The organism is Streptobacillus felis, from assembly GCF_001559775.1.
GTDB classification, from domain to species: domain Bacteria; phylum Fusobacteriota; class Fusobacteriia; order Fusobacteriales; family Leptotrichiaceae; genus Streptobacillus; species Streptobacillus felis.
In genome coordinates this window covers 1-298 of the sequence record NZ_LOHX01000280.1, presented here as the reverse complement: position 1 = coordinate 298, position 298 = coordinate 1, and the positions used below count along the sequence as shown (strand labels likewise).

The 298-nt window shown below is 26.8% G+C and carries 1 pseudogene; it reads right to left on the bottom strand.

Annotated elements, in window-relative coordinates:
* Positions 1-259: pseudogene (locus AYC60_RS04745) on the bottom strand (hypothetical protein); the annotation flags it as partial.
* Positions 260-298: the final 39 nt, after the last annotated feature.

The window sequence follows — 298 nt, the reverse complement described above, 5'->3', positions numbered from 1 at the left end:
TTGTCTTATAGTAAGAAACCTTTGCTCCTATCTTTGGTCCAAATGTTATATCAAATTTCTTATTTAAATCTACTTTCCATTCTGGTAATAATCCTATAGTTATTGATGAAAATGTTTTTCTATCTCTATTTAAAGCTTTATTGCTACTAAATACTCCTACAGAACCTTCAAGTCTATATCTTGGTCCTGTTATCTTTTTCTCATTAGGAAATAAAATTATTCCAGTAAATATCATTATTAATATTAGTATTCTTTTCATATTAAATAGTATAACCTCCTTCTATCCCTAATGCTCCTT